Consider the following 16,011-nt stretch of genomic DNA (forward strand, 5'->3'; position numbering starts at 1 on the left):
TGAGCGGGCGGCCCTACGGACCTCCCCCGGCCGTACCCCGGACCCGCGGGAGGCCGGGATTCAGGGACGGGGCTTCTTGCTGCGGAAGCGGTCCATGAACTCCCGCAGCTTGCGCTGGTTCTCGGGGTCCCGGGCCATCGTCTTGACCTTCTCCACCTGCTCCTGGCCCTTCTGGCTGCGCAGGTACTCCTTGATGCGTTCCACCACGGACGCCATATCTTCACCACCGTGTGTAGGTAGCCGTTCCACTGACAGAACGGCTACCCTCGGCACTCAAGATCAATCGCCCATTGTTCTCGCCACCTGCAAAAACATGACAACCAGTGACAAGAGGTGGGACAGTCGCGGTCACGCTGTGACGTTCTCGGGGGCCGGCGCACGGGGGTCTTCGGGGGGTGACGTGCGGGGGTCTTCGGGGTGTGACGTGCGGGACTCTTCGGGGCGTGACGTGCGGGCGTCCCTGCGGCGGTGGTGGTAGCAGACGGTGGCGGTGGCCAGCGCCGCGCCCCAGACCGGCCAGAAGCATTCCGGCAGCCAGGCCCCCCACTCGTCCAGCGAGAACCGGCCGGCGATCGTCCACCGGATGTAGGTCAGCCCTGCCACGGTGATGATGATGGAGACGAAACCGGCCGGGACGACCGCCAGCAGCGGCGGCACCCGCCTGCCCCGCAGCCCCGGGATCCAGCGCGGGAAGATCTCGCCCCATCGCTGCGTCAGCCCCAGAGTGAGCACACCGCCGAACGCGCCGAAGGTCGCGAGATAGGCGCCCGCCAGCCACAGGCCGTCCTCACCCTGGGCCAGGAACCGCCGGCTCACCCCGAGCGGGATGCCGAGCGCCCACGCCCACCGGGTCAGGCAGTACAGCAGCGGCACCGCGACGGCCACGTACACGGCCGTACGTCCCCGCCGCGGCGTGAACCAGTTCGTACGGCCGGCTCGCCGGCCGTACGCCGACGCCGCTGCGGCCAGGAGCAGCCCGCCCAGCACACAGACGAGCTGGTTGAGCACCGGCCACGGCCAGGCGTCGGCGAAGGTGGCCCCGCCCAGGCCCCACCCGAAGATCGGCGCGACCAGGAGGAGCGGCGTATAGGCGACACCCATCATCAGCCGGGAGTCGGGAATCACCAGGACCAGGACGGCGGCGACCGGCCAGGCGGCGTACAGGGGCGCGCGGCCGCGGCCGCCGCGGGCCAACGCGAGCGCGGTCATCAGCGTGAGCACGGCGAAGGCGGCGATCCACCATCCGAAGCGCGGGGTCGTCCCGGCCAGGAGGGACAGCGCCCGATCGGGGTCCGGGTCGGTCGGGCCCCAGGGGTAGCCGGGCATCCCCAGCGCCCAGGCCAGCCCGAGCACCCCGTAGACCACGGCCCACACGGCCGCCGCGTAGCCTCGCCGGGCAGAAGTGACGGTTTCCATGCAAATCAGCGTCCCGGACCGCCAGGTGACGGGACATATGCCATCCGGCACCCCTTACGACCGGAGACCGTGCCGTTCGGCACCTCCGTCCCGATGAAAGCCCTGGTCCGACCTGCAGGAGAGGTTCCGCCGGCAGGGAGACCACTGACCGTGCCCTCGACACTGCCGGCAGCGGGGAGCCCCCTGATCAAGCCCGTCAGCACCGTCCGCGGGCACTCTCGGCGTGGAAGAGACTTCTGGCCAACCCCCTCCACACCGCGGGCGGACGATCCCGGCGGAGGAGACCACTGGCTCAGCCCCCTGGCCGGGCCCCTCGGCGGCCCCGGCGGACGATCCCCGCGGTGGGCGTATCGTCGGGCGGGTGAGTTTTCTGGGGGCGGCCGTCATCGTGTCGATGCTGGTTCCCGTCGTCACGGCGGCGACCGCTTTGTTCCTGCCGCGGCTCAGGCCGCGCCTGCCGGTGCCGACCGGCGTGGCCGCGGCCGTATCGCTGGCCACCACGCTGGCCCACGTCGGCGGTGCGTCGCCGCCTCGGGGAGCCGACGCCCTGGGGATGATCGAGAGCCTCGCGCTCATGGTCCTCATCGGCCTCGTCGTGCGATGGTCGCCGGTACGCCGGGCCGTGCCGTTCGCGGTGCCGGCGGGTCTGGCCGCGGCCGTGTGGCTGCTGCGGTACTTCACCCCCGCCTCGCCGCTGGAAGGGCTGGGTGTCTGCGCGTTCTGGGGGCTGGGCGCTCTCGTCGCCGCGGCCGTGGGCGGTTACCTGCGCTTTCTCAACCTGCGTCAGCTCCGCGCGGTGGCCGACGGCCGGACCGCCCTGCGGCTGCAGCTGGCCGGAGACCTGCACGACTTCGTCGCCCACGACATCAGCGAGATGGTGGCGCACGCGCAGGCGGGCCAGGTGGCGGGCGACCCGTCGCAGGCGCTGCGGCACGTCGAGGCCGCGGGCCAGCGGGCCTTGTCGACGGTGGACCAGTTCCTGGACATGCTGCGGCACGAGCGGCCCATCTCCTCGGGGGTGGACCTGGGCGACCTGCGCGAGGCGGCGGAACGGTTCTCCGCCGCGGGCCGGGCCGAGGCCCGCGTACGGCTGGACCCGTCCCTGACGGTTCCCGTGGAGACCGCGGCGTTGGCGTACCGGATCGTGATCGAGGGGCTGACGAACGTCCGGCGGCACGCTCCCCACGCCACCCGGGTCGACATCGACGTCAGCGCCGTGTCCGGCGTGCTCCAGGTCAGGATGACCAACGACGGCGTCGGATCCGCCCCGCCTGTACGCCGGGGCGGTGCGACGGCTGCCGTACCTCCGGGTGGTGACCGGCGGCGTGGCGGCTCCGGCCTGTCCGGCCTGGCCGCGCTCGTCCACGCACAGGGGGGCGAGCTGGTCGCGGCGCCCGCCACCGACGGCTGGTCGCTGACCGCCCGGCTTCCGCTGGCAGAATCTCCCAGGTGGTCACCCGTATCCTCATCGCCGACGACCAGGAAGGCATCCGCAGCGCCTTCAGGCTGATCCTCGACGCCCAGCCCGACATGACGGTCGTGGCGGAGGCCGCCGACGGCCGCACCGCCATCGAGACCGCCAAGGCGGTCCGGCCCGACGTCGTGCTCGCCGACATCCGGATGCCCGGAGCGGATGGCATCGAGGTGACCCGCGCCCTGGCCGACACCGGCATCCACGTCGTGATCGTCACGACGTTCGGGCTCGACGAGTACGTGCACGCGGCGCTGCGGCACGGCGCCTCCGGGTTCGTCCTCAAGCGCTCCGGCCCCGCCTTGCTCGTCGAGGCGGTCAGGGCGGCGATGAACGGCGACATGCTGATCAGCCCGCAGCTCACCGTCCGGCTGCTCCGACGGCAAGGCGTACCGGCCGAGACACCGGCCGCCGTCCTCACCGAGCGTGAGGACGAGATCGTCAAGCTGGTCGCCCAGGGCAGGACGAACGGCGAGATCGCGACGACACTCTTCCTCGCCCCGGGCACGGTGAAGAACCACATCGCGTCCGTCCAGCGCAAGATCGGCGCCAGGAACCGCGTCGCCGTCGCCGCCTGGGCCTGGTCCACCGGCAGAGCCGAACCGTGACGCCACACCGCCTCAGGCTGCCGGGGAAGAGCCCCAGGCGGGGCAGACCCATCCTCTGGTCCACTGACGGCCCCCGAACTCCGCGCCGAGGGCGAGCCGGGGCCGTACCTTCGGACATGGCTACCGATCTTTCGACAGACCGAAGGGACCCTGTGCTGACGAACACCGAAGACGCCGCCCGGGCGAAGATCATGGAGCGGGTCAGGCGATTGCTCGACCTCGCCGAACATCCCAACACGGGCGAGGAGGAAGCCGCCGTCGCCTCCGCGCACGCGGCCGCGCTGATGCTCCGGCACGGCCTGGACGCCGCCGCGGTACGGCGCGGATCCACCGGCCGCGGCGAGACCATCGACGGCATCGAGTTCGAGGTGTCCAACCGGGGCGGCCACGCCAGGGAACGCTGCTGGGCGCTCCACCTGGTCTGCGACGCCCTCGGCTGCAAGGGCGCCCAGCACTGGACCGGCGTCAGGGGCCGCGGCATCCGCGCCGCCAAGCGCGTCACCATGACGGTCATCGGCCCCGAGGCCGTCCTCGACAGCCTGCGGATCCTCCTGCCCTCCATCACCCTGCAGATGGAGAACCAGGTCGGCCCGGCTCTGCAACGTCACATGACCCGTCTGTCGGAGGCCACCTCGACGGGCCTCCTCGCGTCCCGCCCGGGCGAGGCCGCCTCAACGGGTACCTTCCCGCCGTATCGGGCCGAGGCCGCCTCAACGGATACCTTCCCCGGGGCCGAGGCCGCCTCTACCTCCCGGGCGTACCGGGCCGGGGCCGCCGATCAGAGCCCTGCCCGGCACGTCACGTCCCCCCTCGTGGACGTGATCGGTCGCGGCGACCGGAACCGTTCCGCTCCGACGGGCAAAACGGACGCCCCCGGCACCTCCAGCATCATCGGCGCCGGGGCGGCCACCATCACCGCCGAGGAGAAGTACCGGCGCGCCCGGACCTCAACCGACTTCAGGCGGGCCTTCTACGTCGGGTTCGGCTCCGGCGTGTCGGCCAAGCTGCGGGAACGGGTGGCCGAGGTCGCCGAACAGGTCAAGGGCACAGGCGCCGAACTCGTCCTGCTGGACCGCACCGCGCTCGTCCAGGCGGAGTTCGATCGCCGCTTCCCGGGCCTCCGCCGCGCCCGCGCCACCCAACTCGACCCGGACGGCTACGACACAGGCCTGCGAGCAGGCAGGCAAGCCGACCTGAACGACCGCAACCTCGGCACCATGCCGGCAGGCGAACTGGCTCCCTGAACAAGGGGCGGGCAGAGCTTGGCACGTTGTCATCGCGTGGTGGCCGACCTCGCCCCAGGGGAGTGGCCGGCCTCGCCTCCGCCGGGAGCGTGAGCCTTCACCCTCACGTGCTCCTCACTTGGTACGGCACGTGGACGAGTAGTCGAACGTCACCCCTCCGAACGCACCAGCGCGGCCGGCCATCGGAGGGCAGTGAGGACCCACCCCGACCACCGCCGGGCAATGAAGACAGCGTCCGAACTCCACGACCACCGCCCTCCGAAAGCGAGCAGCCGAACTCCGCACCGACCACTACCGGGCAATGGAGCAAGCACAAACGCCCCTTCTTGCACCATCTGAACGCTTCCCTTCACACACTGGGCACAACAATTCCGGCAGACGCGCTCTCCCCTCTGACTCGCTGGTTTACGTTGGTGGCACGGGGATCATCAGGCATCGGAGGGGCGTGACCACCTTGTCACCGGAGGAAAAGGGAACGGGAGCGGTGTCCTCGGGGGCGCCGGCACTGCCGACCGGGACGGGACCTCTGTCACCGCAGTTCACGGGGATCAACCCGGCCCTGATGGACGGGTTCGTCGCCGAGATCGACCATGCGCGGGGCGTCATCGGCGAACGCACCGAAGCCATCCGGCGCGTCTTCGCCGCCAACGGCGTCCCGGCCACCTCCCTCAATCCCATAGCCGAGATCGAACACTGGCTCGACGAACGCCTCCCCGACCTCCGGCGCCGTAGCAGGCAGGCCCACGAACTGGCCAAACTCCCCTCCTGGGCCCCTGGCGGCGCCGGCGCCCTGCTGCCGTACGAGGAGAAGACCGTGCTCCCGGCGGCCGAGGCGCGACGCCTCGGCACCGACCTGGCATCCCAGTACAAGAGCATCAACCCGGACGCCTTCTTCGACCCAGGACTGGACGAGAAGTACCAAAAGATCGTCAACGCCCTCGCCGCTCACAGCCACGACCCGGAGTTCACCACGGCCTTCTTCACCAGCCTCGGTCTGAACCGCACGATGCAACTCCCTGAGCGGCTACGGCGGGTCCTACAGGAAGGTGACCAGGAAGCCGTCGACACCGTCAGTCGGGCTTTGGGAACAGCCATCAGCGCCGGAGCCGCGGGCATGGCGGCTATCAGCAAAGGCCTTAAGGACAAAGCCGATAAATACGACGACCAGAAGGCGATCGGGGAGCTGCTTTCGGCGGGCCGCTTTCCCACTGAATGGCTTGCGCAAGTCGTCGCCACTCAGATCTTCACCCCCGGCGACAAGGCCACCGGTTCGGTCCTGACTCCCTACCTGCATGCGCTGGCGAACGACCCCGGTGCGGCCCGCCTGGCAATCAGCCTCGCGACCAGCGACAGCCCACTTCCGAGGGATGCGCTCGCGAAATTGTCAGCAGGCGGCCTGTTTCCCGTCGCCCTCGCCGACCGGCGGCCCAACCTAGTCGCATTCCTGAAGAACCTCAACGACCGAGCAGCAGTCGACGCCACCTCGGCTGACGCCTTCGGACGCGTACTCGCCGCCGCCTCCGGAGCCTACGACGAGAAGGACGGCCACCACAGCGACATGGCCGCCCGCTTCGCCTTCACCGTCATAACGACGGCAGACGGCTTGAAGCTGGCGGACCCGACCAGGATCCACCTGTCGGAGATCGCCGGAGCCTACGCCACCGAGATCACCGAGGGGGCGAACCTCAGCGACGTGAACCATCTGCTGTCCAGCGCATACGGTAACTTTAAATCACAGATTCCCGGACTGAAGCCAGCCTTTCGCCTCAGCCCCGAGGACACCTACAAGTTCATCAGGACCTTCACCGACACAACGGAAAACCAGATGCCGTTCCGGGAGGGCATGGGAAATCTGGCACGTCGGCTGATCGACGCCGAGGTGCCCACGATGATGAAGAGCAAGGATACTACCCAACTGGATGACCTCTTCGCAGCACTAGGCAATGTGTCAGGCCTGCAACTCGCGGCCGAGAAGAAGTGGGGCAAGGCGAAGGACGACGCAGCGGACGCATCCGATAAGACTTTCAGTACGATTTCCGGCAACACGTTAGGCGTATTCGGCCTCTTCGTCCCAGGCGCACAGGTCGGAGCGACACTTTGGACCGTACTGAGCGGCGTTTGGTCAGCTGCCGACACCTACAAGCCCGATCAGGAAAAAGAGGTCGAAAAGATCGAGAATACCGATAATCTTGAAACCCTCGGCCGTCAACACGCCATCGCTCAAGCCCTGATGGATGCAGGCTTTAAACCCAAGATCTCCCCACAGGACTACCAGGCAGCACACCCTAAGGCCGTCGCCATATCCGAGACGAACGGTCATCTGCGCCCCTTCGCCGATATCCTCAAGACAGGAAAGGGAGGCATCGAATCGCTCGACAGCTGGTTTCTAGATAATGGCGCAGACGACGACAAGAACTCGTTGGGTGGCGTCACCCGCTTTCTAGCAGATCGCTTTGACGGACGAAAAGATTACTCTCGAGATCGCGCACGCATGTTCGACTGACAACTACCCGATATCAAGGCACTGCGTTTCTCCACTGACAAGATACTCACCGTTTTTCGGTGAGCTGAGAATCAGAATTGTCTTCGTTGCCTTGTTCTGCACTCGGATAGGCTGACCCGGAGCCCCCGAAGAGATGATTTCGTATGGCGCCACTCTCTTAAGCGCGCCCAACAACGAATCTACGAGCGCATCCGGCCTTCTCTCAGGAAGATCTCGTCCTGATGCCGCAAACGTCTGCTTCGCCCTGTTGCCCGCACATGGAATGTTCCTGCCGCCTGCATCGGTTATAGCAACATCGTCCGCGTTTCGCTCCTTCAACAGCTGAAGGATGTGACTCTTCAAGATCTGACCGGCTTGAGTAGCGGTGGGGCCGTTGTCTGATGTGCAGGACGCCAAAGCCAGAGGCGTGAGCAATACCAGCATGGCTGCCTTACGACGCCAGGGCCTTAGGGGACTGGGCGGGACGAGCATCCTCTTTGCCTCCACGTCTGGCCGGATCCTGGTTGCGCCCCACATAATCTCATTGAGAACCGCTGCGCCACCTAGTATCTACATCCTGACCGACCATCCCACCGCAGCAGGAGTTCGGCGTTGCCCGTCGACGATGATCTGGTGCCTAACCCGAGGCATCGTGACCTGGAGATAGCCCTCGCCACCGTGCGCGAACACGCCCATGTGCTGGAGACCGCCCTTGATCCGGCGTGTGCGCACTTCGGTGGGCAGGCCGTGTGGGTGGGGCCGACCGCTCGGGCCTTCGGCGAGGAGTTGAACGGGCGCAGGGCACGGATCAAGACAGCCGTTCAGCATGTGCTCGCGGAGCTTGAGGCCGAGCTACGATCCACTCCCCGCAAGGTCTCGCGGGCGACGGCGGCAGCCAGCACGGACGGCTGGTCATAGTGATTCACCACTGGTCATAGCGATTCACAGGCTCGCCATGTCCCTGCTCGCTTGCCGTCTGCTCGGTCACCCCTAACAGGTGCCCTTTATGTACGTTCGCCAGCTTTACCACCGCAGACGGCGCCGACCTCGCCGTATCACCCCTCGCCGTCCCGGCGCCGAAAACTGGAACGCAGATGGGACGGGAGGAGCGCCCCTTCCCCCGCCTCTGACACGCTCTCCTTTCGGCGCCGAAATTGGAACGCCGGACCCGGCGAGCGGGACCCCCTTCCCCGCCTCGGCCATGCTCTTCCTATTGGCGCCGCGACGGCGGGAGGGGGTACGGCGAGATCGGCGCCCGTCTGCGGCGAAGAGCCGACGAAGCGCTGGGATATCACTGGCGAGGGGACAGCCAATCAGCCCCTAGCTAGGGATCCCGCTGGCAGCGTTGTCGGATTCGGGACTCTTAGTTCGGACAGGGCCTCTTGCCAGTCGGCTGTCACCGATCCGGAAGTGGCGAGAAGGGCGTCGAACTCGTGGGCGCGTACCACCACGACATGGCTGGGGCAGGTGGAGGGATCACGGATGGCGGCGGTGGCGATGTGGCATGCCTCTTCGATCTCTCCTGCCTTGACGAGAGCACACGCATAGGCGAAACGCACCAATGCAGGATCGGCGTTGTCCGTAGGGTCATACGCGGCAAGCGCACGCGTCGCCGCGTCGGCCGTTCCTTCTAGGTCGCCGAGGTCCGCACGGCCTCGCGTCTCGTAGAACATCTGCCTTTGCGGCTGAAAGGACAGGGCGCCTGACTGTTGATGAGCCGGCTCACATCGTTCAAGGGTCGTACGCGACCTGCTGATCGCGCGTTCGAAGGCGTCGCGATCGCCCAGGGAAGCGTGTGCGAGCGCCGCGAAGCCCCACATCCATGCGATTGCCGGAGTGGCGCCCGTGACCTGTTCCAGGCGAGGTGTGACCAGCGCCAGTACGCCCGGCGCGTCGCCCGAATAGGTCGGTAGGAGGGCCGTGTTCGCCAACGCCAGGTCGGATAGACGTTGGTCTCCGGCTTCCTCAGCCGCCCTGGTGGCCGCGGCGTACCAACGGCGCGCCAGAGGGAACTGGTTGGCGCAGAACATCGCCACACCGACCACGAGAGAAAGGCTGGCGCCGACGCGTACGAGGCGACGCTGAGCATCCGTGAGCTGCCGATGTGCAAGGAGTTCCCGAATGCTCGTCAGGCACAATAGCGTCTCGGGAAGAACACTTGCCGGGTGGGCCTTCTCCATTTTCTGGGCGAGCCGGTCGACTGCTGACTCCAGATAGAGGAGCCGGGCCTCGCCGACATTGCTCGAATCCAGCGCCTGCTCGAACAGGTCCGGGCCGCGGAGGATGCTTTCTGTCAGGCCCAGGGCCATGGTGGTGGCGCCGAGTTGGAAGACTTCTCTTCTGTTCGTGGCCGCCTCCCGGGGGTCGGGGCGCGTTTGCTGGACGCCGGGATCCTCGCCTCCAGGGTCATACGGCGCGAGCAGTTCCGCAACCGTGTGCCCGGGAAACATGCGCTCCAGCACCCGGCAGTGGTCGGCGTGCGGTTTGGTCTTCAGGTGCCCTTTCAGCCACCGCCCGTACGCCTCCCGGCTGGGCGACGACCCGACCAGTCGCCGGTCGACACTGCGCGCCACCTTGTCGTACTCCAGGCAGAACGCCCGGTGCGTCTCCTGGTGACGCTACATCAGCAACACCCTCAACAGGGTCTGTCGGCCAGGCATCGGTGACACCTTTCCGTGATCGATCGACTACTCAAAGCGATGACCTTCTCACCGTAAAGCCCGTTGGCACCGAGTTCAGCCTTCTTTACGCCCAAGGCATAGAGAAGACACACCGACGACCATCCAACGACCTGTCGCTTCTCCCCTGGAGCGGCAGTTGAGGTCTCAAGAAGCACGAGATCTCGACCGGCGATACGACGCGGCCGCCCCGACATCCTGATCGCGCAGGCCGTGCCGGACCTGTTCGGTGTCACCGTCTGGAACGGCGGTCTGTGGCCAGCCGATCATCACGATGAGCTGCGGCGTCTCGTGACGTACCGATTCTCGCCATTATGACTTCAAGGCGACACTCGCAACGGACTCCGCGAAGACGTCGCGCTGGATATTGCGACAGATCTTGCTTCTCAACGAGACAAGGTGTCCTTGCGAATCGTCTTTTCGTTCACGTCTTTAATGGTCAGACTCACGCTCTTACTGTCGCGAGCGATCAATGTCCAGATTCCATTACGGTCGCAAGTCGAACCGCCGGCCACTAGAGTCGCGCCATCCTCGGCGGTATGAATAGGAGCAAAGACGCATACATCGCTGGACGATCGAACGCTTCCCGACAACCCTGGAGTGTTGTTATCCAGCACGAACTCCAGTCCACTCTTACTCGTCCAGGAGCCGACGATTGAATCGGGTAGGCGAAACGAACCGCCGTCAGGCTCCCTTTGAAGCGTGATTACTTGATCCATGATACGTAGATCGAGTTGACCGTTTGCTCCCTTTCGGAACTCCAAGGTACCATCTGAACACCCGCTGGATTTATCGAGGTGCTCCTGCGTCACCAGCCATCCTCCGCTCATCTCTCGCGGAACGATGGATCCAGAGCAATCATGCAAGGGATAATCGACGCGCCCGTTATGCCAGCCGGAGATGAGGGAGACTCGCACCACATACAGTTGATCAGTTCCCTCGAGGCGACCATACCCTACCCAATTTCCGGATAATATCTCCGGAACAACGACACGCGGCATCAATTGCAAGAAGACGGCATAGATGGATACCGCAAACATAACAATGAATAAGAGAACTGACGTCACAACGAGCCAGATGACCAACCTATTTCTTTTTCGGCCAACTGGTGCATGTATCACGTATTGATGATGGGGACGTGCGTAACGTGGTACAGGCCCTGGCCCGCCTGATGGCGGGGGCCAGTGAAACTGACGTGGCGGAACGTGATGAGCCGCTCGATTCGTGTGCGACTCACTTTCCATTGGCGACGGAAAAGCTTCCTGCCATGAAGGAATTACGTCGGTTCGCGACATATCCCAAGGGTCCACCCTCTCCTGCCTAGAATGGCCAGGGTGAGAGGCGTGCGAAGTGGCCGACTCGGACGGGCCCGGGAACGCCCCCGATTCGGCACCACCTCAGGGATCGTTAAGGAAGATCTCCTCTGGTTCGATATCCCCTGCCCTGAAGTTGTCGCACTCGACCCGATTATTTAAGAGTGCATCCTTGGCAGCGTTGAGCAAACGCATATTTTTTTCACTGTCGGCGTCGAGATTCTTGTCGGGATGCCACTTGGCCGCTTGCTTGCGGAATGCTGTCCTTATCGCGTCGTCCGAGCTTTCTTGAGATACCCCGAGGAGCTCATATGCATCGCGCCCATCAAGATCTCTGAATCTCTCGTTCACGCCTTCATCTCCCGATACGACGAGTCACCGATGCGCGATAGCAGATCAGGGACCAGTGCGCAGTGGAGGGCGAATGCCCGGCTGGGATCATGCGCCTCCCTATTGCCATCGTCACGTCGTGATGGCCGGCCAGATACAGCATGAACGGATCAAGATTGTTGTCGTATCCCTCATAATACCAATCGTGATCTTTTATGCCCTGGCTCTCGATGAACGGGGCCTGCAGCAGCTCCTGTGCCCCAGGGGGAAGGTTTCCCAGCTTCCCTCTGACGCTTTCACTGATCCCATAATCGCAAGACAAAGAAGAGCGCTGTTGTATATTATGAGACATCTGGTTCAAGTGCGGCCGATGCTCGATATGCATACGCCGGAAACTGACGGGATCGAACAGATAGGCGCTGATGGCGTATACCGGCCGATGTTCGGTATTGAGCCGGGGCTCGGCGATACTCAATCCGTGTTCACCGAATACCACGGCTCTGGATCGATTGTCGGGGTCGGCCGGGTCGGTGGTCGCGAACCACCCTAAGACCTGGCCCGATAATTCCAACAGCCGTTGTCTCACGCGTCCGCTGAGTGAGTTCCAGCAGGCGTCACGAAGCGGCTTGCCGTGCTCCAGTCCCATAGAACCCGCTTGGTGAATGGGGATCGCCGGAGATCTCTGGGCCGGCAAGGCCTGTCCCCGAGAGTGAGGCGGCATGGCATCGGATGGAACAGCGGGCAAGTAATCCACAGATCAAGCCTCCGGCGAGTCAGAGAGACAGAAGGGTGATCGTAAGTGTCGTATGAATCGCTTGTCTCCGCCACCTCAGGACGATCGGAGGGACTCTACGTACTCGGCGAGCAACCGCCCATGCAGTCACTCGCGGCATGTCACTGGTCGAGGCTCATGCAGGTGGGCACGGCTGTTCCAAGGCGTTGATCTGAGCCAGGCCGGGCTCGGTGAGTAGATCGCAATTTGATCACGCTGGGGCGTTCTTCCTCGGCTGAGACGAAGCTCCGACTCCAGGTCTTTCAAGAAGCGGAAAAGGCTTGTACGGTGGGATGTCGATCATGGATCAGTTCCCGAGCCACGGAGGCGTGCCCTGGACGGCCGTGAGTACCTCGACCGGTACAACCATCAGGGCTGGTACGGCGAGTGTTTCGTTCAGGCCCTCGCCTCCGCGGCCGGACTGCAGGCGTACAAGCCCGTACCTGACTGCACCGGTGTCGACCTTCAGATCGCTCTGCCGCGCGAGATCGACGACGACTTCCCTCGCATGGAGGTGCAGGTCAAGACCTGGTCGACTCCGAAGGAGCGGGACGGTTTCTGGCGATATGACCGACTCAATGAGAATCGATTCAACCTGCTCACCGGAAAACGCCGAGTGCCGCGATATCTTTTCTTGCTCATCGTCCCGCCGGACGCCGAGCGGTACGCTGTGGCCACCGAGGACTCACTGACGCTGACCCGCGCGGCATACTGGGTGTCGCTGGCGGACGAGCCGAAGATTCTCAACCCAAGCAGCAGCAGCTACGTACAGGTCTCGGTCCCCAAGAGCAACTTACTCACCGTGGAGAGCCTGTTAAAACTGTTCGACCCCCTCCGACTGGTGGAGGCACCATGAACGAGCAGGCGTCCACGATCGATCCTGACGCGCTGAGCAGTTACCTGGCCAGCCGGGGGTGGCGGCACGGCGGCTTCTGGCGTGGAGCGATGGTATGGGAGCGTGAAGCCTTAGGTCGCTTGCTCGTGCCCACGCAATCCCAGCACGACATCGAAGAGTATGTAGACGACGAGGACCTGCTGGCCACGGCTCTCCACAAGCTCGCCAAGCTCGAAGACCGCCCGGAAAGCGAGCTCTTGCTCGACATCGCCGAACCTGAGGTGGACGTCCCCTCTTTCAGGTTGGAGCCAGAGACCCCTTCCGGAACCATCCCGCTGCCCGCCGCAGTGAAGGCGGTCCAAGGCATCCACGACCTTCTCAAAATCGCCGCGTTGACCCGCGAGATCGGCCCTCGCCCGCTGTTCACCGGCGCACGTTCCCGGTACGTGGACAACTTCCTCCAGCGCGTACGGCTCGGCACGTCCCGGCCGGGCAGCTACATCTTCGATGCCAGGGTTCCGATCTCCCAGCCGCCATCGACCTCACGCGCCATCTCTTGGAACGACGAACTCGCCGGCCGTGAGGTCATCGCCACCCTGCACAAGGCTCTTCATGCCGCGCACAAGGCCGCGATGGAGGCGGCCGGGAATCACGAGCGCCTGGACGCCTTCGACGACCATGTCGGCGACGGCGTCTCGGCCAACCTCTGCTCCACGTTGAGTGACCTCAGCGGGAACCACCCCGTCTCGATCAGCTTCGCCTGGGCTCGCGCCGAGCCCACCGACCTGCCGACGGAACCGCTCACGTTCACCACTTCCCTCGTCCGTACCCTCTCGGCGGCGGGGCGCGAGCTGGAACGACTCGCCAAGACAGGCCGTGTGATCGTGACCGGCGAGGTGGAGACGCTTCAGCAACCCATCGGCGAATCACCCCGCGTCAAGATCCGCGGCGAATTGAACAGCCATGCCGCTACCTCCCGCCGTGCCATCTGGGTCGTCCTGGACCCCGCCGACTACCAGCGCGCCTTCCACGCTCAGATCAGCAAGCGCCGTCTACGGGTGACGGGACAACTCGACCCCGATCAGCGACGCCTGGAGATGCGCCCCGACCCCGGAGGCTTCGAAGTGTTATAGCCGGTCTCCGCGCAGCAGGGCTGCGAGCTCGGGCACCGTCTGAAGCTACGCTGACGTCATCTGCTCAAAGGTGCACGGCGCACGTCTCCTGCCGATAGGGACGATCCTTTATCGTTTGCAGAATCGGCTTCCACCCGTCGTACTCGGGGTTCACATGCCGTCCCAGCACGATCGCGGCGACGCGGGTGGCCCCGGCCTGCTTGAGCGCATAGGAAGCCGACTGAACACGCGCGCCGGTGGTCCACGTGTCATCCAGCAGAAGCACCTGCGCTCCGGCGAGGCCGTCCGGCGATGCCGAGAACCGGTCCTCATGAAAAGCCCTGAGATCCGGCGATACCTTGAGATTCGCGGTGAGCTCGGCCCAGGGCAGCCTCAGCCGGTCCCCGATCAGAGCACGGAGAGGATGTTCGCCCGGCCGTCCCTTGGTGCTCGGTACCACCGCGGCATGACTCCACTGATCCACGCCGGCTGCCCTCGACACGCACGGATGGTGGTCCACGATGAACAGCAGGAGCAGGTTGAGGAGATCGGTCTGGACTTCGGGGGGCGAGTACGCCGCCTTGTAGGCCGCGAGCGCATGGGCATGCTGCTGCCGCTTGACCGCATAGGAGATCGGGACGACAACGTCGGCGACGAGGGACTGGGCGGCTCTCAGATGCTGTTCGCAGGTGTAGCAGCGGCTCCAGCCCGGGTTGGCCGGACCTCGGCACACGTAGCAGATCCCAGGCGCGGGTTCGAGGGGATTGCGCAGGTAGTGGGCTTGCTGAGCAACACGTCTACGGGCGGCGTTCCATGGGTCAGCAGCTCCTGGCAAGGGGGGAGACCTCCGGAAGCGAATCGGGGCCTGTGTTCAGTTCTGAGATCAATCTTTCCACAACCGACAGCAGCTCACGCAGGCTCGATACCACGTGCACCCCGGGCTTCTTCGCGTACTCGCGAGCCCAGTCGTGCTCCAGAAGCTGCTCCGGCATGACGACAGGACGGCCGTGCTCCAGTGCGAGGCGGGCCTGAATGCGGGCACCACTCTTCCAGGGGGCCTCGACCACGACCGTGGCGGCGGCGTATCCGCTCATCACCGCGTTCCGCATCGGGAAGTTCCGCTGGCTGGGCGGTGTGTCGGGCCAGAACTGACTGATCACCAGCCCTTCGTGGGTTATGCGTTCCTGGAGGGCGCGGTTCTCTGCCGGGTAGAAGCGGTTGATGCCCGTCCCGATCACCGCGACCGTACGGCCGCCGGCCTCGAGCGCCGCCCGGTGCGCGGCCGTGTCGATGCCCTTGGCCAGGCCGCTGACCACCGTCATGCCGTTCAGCGCGAGGTCTCTCGCCACCGCCGAGGCGATGTGGAGCCCCTGGTCGCTGGCCTGCCTGGTGCCGACCACCGCGATGGCGCGCCGGTCGTCGGCGAGAGCGCCTCGGGAGAACAGGATCGGCGGCATCTGGTGGATGCCGCGAAGTCGGCCAGGATAGAGCGCATCGAGGCATGTATGGACGGCGATACCCGCCTTCTCCCACTCTTCGACCATCTGCTTGGCGTCCGCTAGGGCCGCGCCCACCGGGTCGGTTTCGGGAAACAGAGTGTCTTGGACCCTTAGCTGCTCTGTGAGAACCGCGACCGCGCTGCCCCGCTCCAGCACGGCGAGAGCGACGTCGGACCACCTCAGCTCGCCACGCTGCAGCAGCGCCACCACAGCGGCACGTTCACACAGCTCAACAGGCATGTCAGCCATGG

15 protein-coding genes are annotated in these 16,011 nt (G+C 65.4%); 7 read left to right on the forward strand and 8 right to left on the reverse strand.

Annotation, left to right across the window (positions count from 1 at the left end; genetic code table 11):
* Positions 1–60: 60 nt before the first annotated feature.
* Both KIK05_RS23305 and KIK05_RS23310 read right to left on the reverse strand, forming a co-directional pair.
* Complete coding sequence (locus KIK05_RS23305) at positions 61–216, reverse strand: hypothetical protein (protein ID WP_214412914.1); 156 nt, start codon at positions 214–216, stop codon at positions 61–63.
* 132 nt (positions 217–348) lie between these two features.
* Positions 349–1,416 (reverse strand): hypothetical protein, encoded by a 1,068-nt coding sequence (locus KIK05_RS23310; protein WP_214412915.1) that lies wholly within the window; start codon positions 1,414–1,416, stop codon positions 349–351.
* Positions 1,417–1,777: 361 nt separating this feature from the next.
* Here KIK05_RS23310 and KIK05_RS23315 point away from each other — a divergent pair, with 361 nt between their 5' ends.
* The 5 genes from KIK05_RS23315 (at position 1,778) to KIK05_RS23335 (ending at position 8,139) form a co-directional block, all read left to right on the forward strand.
* A complete protein-coding gene (locus tag KIK05_RS23315) occupies positions 1,778–2,926 on the forward strand; it encodes a sensor histidine kinase (protein ID WP_214412916.1) in 1,149 nt (382 codons plus the stop codon).
* Positions 2,866–3,495 carry a response regulator gene (locus KIK05_RS23320; protein ID WP_214412917.1) on the forward strand — a complete coding sequence of 210 codons (630 nt, stop codon included), beginning with the start codon at positions 2,866–2,868 and terminating at the stop codon, positions 3,493–3,495. Before KIK05_RS23315 ends, KIK05_RS23320 begins: the two co-directional genes overlap by 61 nt.
* 152 nt (positions 3,496–3,647) lie before the next feature.
* Entirely contained in the window at positions 3,648–4,739 is a 1,092-nt protein-coding gene (locus KIK05_RS23325) for a DUF2786 domain-containing protein (protein WP_214412918.1), read from the forward strand.
* A 445-nt stretch (positions 4,740–5,184) separates the two neighbouring features.
* Positions 5,185–7,242 carry a DUF6571 family protein gene (locus tag KIK05_RS23330; RefSeq protein WP_214412919.1) on the forward strand — a complete coding sequence of 686 codons (2,058 nt, stop codon included), beginning with the start codon at positions 5,185–5,187 and terminating at the stop codon, positions 7,240–7,242.
* A gap of 591 nt (positions 7,243–7,833) precedes the next feature.
* Positions 7,834–8,139 (forward strand): hypothetical protein, encoded by a 306-nt coding sequence (locus KIK05_RS23335; RefSeq protein WP_214412920.1) that lies wholly within the window; start codon positions 7,834–7,836, stop codon positions 8,137–8,139.
* A 395-nt stretch (positions 8,140–8,534) separates the two neighbouring features.
* Here the strand turns inward: KIK05_RS23335 and KIK05_RS23340 are convergent, their stop codons facing one another.
* The 4 genes from KIK05_RS23340 to KIK05_RS23355 form a co-directional block, all read right to left on the reverse strand.
* A complete protein-coding gene (locus tag KIK05_RS23340) occupies positions 8,535–9,794 on the reverse strand; it encodes an NsdA family TPR-like regulatory protein (protein ID WP_214412921.1) in 1,260 nt (419 codons plus the stop codon).
* 491 nt (positions 9,795–10,285) lie between these two features.
* A complete protein-coding gene (locus KIK05_RS23345) occupies positions 10,286–10,984 on the reverse strand; it encodes a hypothetical protein (protein ID WP_214412922.1) in 699 nt (232 codons plus the stop codon).
* Between the two features lie 312 nt (positions 10,985–11,296).
* A complete protein-coding gene (locus tag KIK05_RS23350; RefSeq protein ID WP_214412923.1) occupies positions 11,297–11,563 on the reverse strand; it encodes a DnaJ domain-containing protein in 267 nt (88 codons plus the stop codon).
* Between the two features lie 4 nt (positions 11,564–11,567).
* Positions 11,568–12,188 (reverse strand): hypothetical protein, encoded by a 621-nt coding sequence (locus KIK05_RS23355; RefSeq protein ID WP_214412924.1) that lies wholly within the window; start codon positions 12,186–12,188, stop codon positions 11,568–11,570.
* Positions 12,189–12,648: 460 nt separating this feature from the next.
* On the opposite strand from KIK05_RS23355, the gene KIK05_RS23360 reads away from it, so the two are divergent.
* Entirely contained in the window at positions 12,649–13,170 is a 522-nt protein-coding gene (locus KIK05_RS23360; RefSeq protein WP_284681416.1) for a DUF4365 domain-containing protein, read from the forward strand.
* Positions 13,167–14,282, forward strand: a complete 1,116-nt coding sequence (locus KIK05_RS23365) for a hypothetical protein (RefSeq protein WP_214412925.1) — start codon at positions 13,167–13,169, stop codon at positions 14,280–14,282. Before KIK05_RS23360 ends, KIK05_RS23365 begins: the two co-directional genes overlap by 4 nt.
* A 64-nt stretch (positions 14,283–14,346) precedes the next feature.
* On the opposite strand, the gene KIK05_RS23370 is transcribed toward KIK05_RS23365, so the two are convergent.
* Positions 14,347–14,994: a phosphoribosyltransferase gene (locus KIK05_RS23370; protein ID WP_214412926.1), complete on the reverse strand. Its 648-nt coding sequence runs from the start codon at positions 14,992–14,994 to the stop codon at positions 14,347–14,349.
* A gap of 85 nt (positions 14,995–15,079) precedes the next feature.
* The gene (locus KIK05_RS23375) at positions 15,080–16,000 is read right to left on the reverse strand and encodes a DNA-processing protein DprA (RefSeq protein ID WP_250563275.1); all 921 of its coding nucleotides are present in this window, start codon (positions 15,998–16,000) and stop codon (positions 15,080–15,082) included.
* Between the last annotated feature and the right edge of the window lie 11 nt (positions 16,001–16,011).

The organism is Sphaerisporangium fuscum, from assembly GCF_018531465.1.
Classification (GTDB): domain Bacteria; phylum Actinomycetota; class Actinomycetes; order Streptosporangiales; family Streptosporangiaceae; genus Sphaerisporangium; species Sphaerisporangium fuscum.